Here is a 3,357-nt window from a genome sequence, read left to right as displayed (position 1 = left end):
TTAATTATGAAATGGAACCGAAAGATCAAAAACAAAGGTAACGCGAGTTAATGCAGTTTAGATGTCGAACAGCTTAATGCCAAGATTAATGACAAAGCATTACCTAATGTGGCGCCAATAAAAAATAGAGGAGTAACTTCACCGCCCTTAAAACCAGCCCCTAATGTCAACGCCGTTAAACCTATTTTTGCCGCAAAATCCCAAGGTGGTAACTGAGTATAAAACGCATCGACAATGGTAGGAATACCAAGACCAATATACTTAGTTGAGCCGATCGCCCCAACAGTCAAGGCCACAATAACACCGCCAATTGCCGGACGTAAAGGAGGGTAGGATATCTGGGCTTTAAAGAAGTGGCTAATTTGATGAGTTAGTTTCGCAAAAATCATCGCTACAATGCCGAAAATTATGCCAGCTATAATTGCAGAAATTAGCCCTATTGGAGTTATCATTGGTACAAGCGGAGCGTGGCGGTATGCGGTGTGATGCAACCCCAGATTTAGGGTAATGTGATCGCCCACAACTGCTGCAACTAAACAGGGAAAAAGAGCATTATGCTTAATCGTACCAATCGCTAAAACTTCTAAACCAAAGATAGTTCCAGCTAAGGGAGTTCCAAAAACCGAAGCAAATCCTCCACTAATCCCCGCCATTAATAAAATTCGGCGATCTCTGGGTTTAAAGTGGAATATTTTAGTCAACTGATCGGCAAGAGATGCCGCAATTTGTAGGGCTGTCCCTTCCCGACCTGCTGAACCTCCAAATAAATGGGTTAAATCTGTCCCTAACAGCACCATAGGAGCCATTCGTAAGGGAATAATACTTTGGGGATGATGAATCTCTTCGAGTAAAAGATTATTTCCGGCTTCAACTTTTTTGCCATATTTATGATAAATCCAACCGCTGAAGAATCCACCTAGGGGTAGTAAGGCGATCGCCCATAAATGAGATTCTCGCCAATTGGTTGCCCATTCTAAAGATGCGAGGAGAGCGGCGGAACCAAGACCGGAAAGCATACCAACTATACAAGAAATAATGAACCACTTGCTGAGTTGCGGAATGATGGTGAACTGCTCAAATTGAGGGAGACGTTTCATAAGAAATGATTCTTTGGGGTAAAGTTAGGCTCGTTGCGAGCGAGCCAAAATCTGCGTTAATTACCGCCTTGATTATGAACCGCATAGGGCACAGAGGACACAGAGAGGGGAGAAGAGGATCAAGGGGATATAAAACCCATACTTGGTATTACTTGTAACTAGATTCTACCAAGATGACAGGAATAGGACTGCTTTCTAAGACGGCTTGAGAAACTGAACCTACTAGCACTTGTTCCCAAGGTTGATGCCCTCGTTTCCCGATCGCAATATATGCCACTTGCCGAGCTTGCGCCACGCGGATAATCTCCTCTGGAACTGTACCAGAAAGACTCAGGAACTCATAGCGAATATCTGATAATATTCGTTGTGCTTGTTTTTGTAATTGTAAGTTTGTGCTTTGAGATCCCACATTGTCTACATACAAAACAATCACATCCCCATCACTGCGCCGAGCTAAGTCTGCAGCTTTAGTTAAAACATCTGTTGTTAGGGGGGAAGCGTCTACTGCGGCGAGAAAAACTGGACGACCGGAAATAGCTACTTTTGTCGGGTCTACTTCGCCTTTTTCTAATAGTTTGGGGGCAAAAGTGGGAATTGCCCAAGCACCCAAGGGAGCTGTTACTAAAATTGAGAGGGCTGCGATCGCCAAAATCGTCTCGCCACCAGCAATGCCCTGAGCTAGGGGAATCGCCCCAATCGCCGCCTGTACCGTTGCCTTAGCGGAATTTCCTGCTAGCAAAAACAGCCGTTCTTTCCCAGTCCAATTACTACCTAAAGTGGAAAGATACCAACCGAGCGATCGCCCAATCAGAGTCCCGATCGCTAACACCAACAGACCAACCAGCAATGTATTTCCTAAGACATTAAGTTGAATACTGGCTCCCAGCAGCACAAACAAAATAATTTCCGCGATCGTCCACAAACTGTCAAAGCCACCCCGCAATCTTCGTGCTAAAGGCGCATCCAACTCTATCAGGAAAAACCCCGCCGCCATCACAGCTAAATAGCCAGAGAAAACCGGAATATGTTCGGCTGATACTACCAGCCCTAGGGCAAAGCCAGCAGCCACTAGGGAGTCCTGAACCGCAGTTTGAGTCCAGTTTTGGTTGACTAATAGTGACACCAAAATTCGAGCAGTTACCCATCCCAAAAGCACCCCCAAGGTAATTTGGATGATGATTTGAAATGGCAGCAATTGCAGAGGGCTGAGGGTGATTCCTCTCAGTAAGGTAATGGCTGTAGCTTTCCCTTGGGACAGAAAAGCTAGCAGTAGGCTAAACACCAGCAACAGCAATACATCTGACAAGGCACTTCCCGTCAGAATAGCATCGGGAATTCCTTTTTTTACTCCCCAACCTAGACTTTTTAACCGAAGCATTCCGGGAACAATTACTGCTGGAGATTCCGCGCCAATGATGCACCCTAGCAGTAGCCCCGTCAAAAAATCAAACTGAAGTAACCACATCGCGGCGACAGCAATGGCGATGGCCTCGCAAGCTGCTGGCAGAAAGCCTAATCGCAGCGCCACGGTTCCCTGTTGGGATAGTTTTTCGCGATCTAGTCCTAATCCCGCCTTCATCAAAATCACCATCACGGCAATGGTGCGAAGGGAATTCGCAGCGGCCAAAACCTCTGGGCTAATGACATTCCCCAGTTGCGGGCCTAATAAAATGCCCACCAGCACCATACCTACGAGTGCTGGAGCTTTCAGCCGTCGAGCAATCTGCCCGACAAAAAAGCCCATTAATAAAATCCAGATCATACTTTCTAACATCACGCCACCTTGAAGCTGAATGGATAAACGTGACTTGTAGGGGAAAGATCGATCGAGGCATCCGCACCATCCTACCCTTCCGCCACAAGTCGGAACAGTAGGAGCCATCAGCCTTTTAAACGTTATGAAGATTATTAATAACGCAGGGCGGTTTCGGCGAGCTCCATCGCCATCATTACTTTTATACCACTATAGCGCGTCGCGTGAGAACCCCGGTCTTTCCCGCAGGGTATGAAACGCAGTTGTAGCCTTTAGACTACCAGTGTTTTATATTCTTTCTCTGTTATTAGATATATTTTTTGACAATTTTAGTGGAGGTATTCACTCCGTTAAATAGTCGTGTACAATCAATATATTAAAAAAAAAGATATCAATGTTTGGGTGTCAACAAATCCTGCTCAAGCCTGACAAAGAACTCCGGGCAGTTCTAGAATATATTTGCCAAGAATCGAACAAGCTGCATAATTGTGCGGTTTACTACGCTCG

General features: G+C 45.7%; 2 protein-coding genes and 1 riboswitch. Both genes read right to left on the bottom strand.

What is annotated here, in order from left to right; genetic code table 11:
- Window positions 1-47 precede the first annotated feature (47 nt).
- The gene (locus QT979_RS28620; RefSeq protein WP_333312360.1) at window positions 48-1,097 is read right to left on the bottom strand and encodes a chloride channel protein; all 1,050 of its coding nucleotides are present in this window, start codon (window positions 1,095-1,097) and stop codon (window positions 48-50) included.
- A 148-nt stretch (window positions 1,098-1,245) separates the two neighbouring features.
- Window positions 1,246-2,871, bottom strand: a complete 1,626-nt coding sequence (locus QT979_RS28615) for a cation:proton antiporter (RefSeq protein ID WP_333216070.1) — start codon at window positions 2,869-2,871, stop codon at window positions 1,246-1,248.
- A 91-nt stretch (window positions 2,872-2,962) separates the two neighbouring features.
- A riboswitch (Fluoride riboswitch) is annotated at window positions 2,963-3,051 on the bottom strand.
- Window positions 3,052-3,357 lie beyond the last annotated feature (306 nt).

Source organism: Microcoleus sp. w2-18bC1, assembly GCF_036700365.1.
Lineage (GTDB): Bacteria > Cyanobacteriota > Cyanobacteriia > Cyanobacteriales > Microcoleaceae > Microcoleus.
The sequence above is the reverse complement of the archived record's forward strand: the minus strand, read 5'-3'. Positions and strand labels throughout refer to the sequence as shown.

Coding starts and splice junctions, on each gene's coding strand:
- QT979_RS28620 (WP_333312360.1), bottom strand. CDS start 1,097: ATGAAACGTCTCCCTCAATTTGAGCAGTTCACCATCATTCCGCAACTC.
- QT979_RS28615 (WP_333216070.1), bottom strand. CDS start 2,871: ATGTTAGAAAGTATGATCTGGATTTTATTAATGGGCTTTTTTGTCGGG.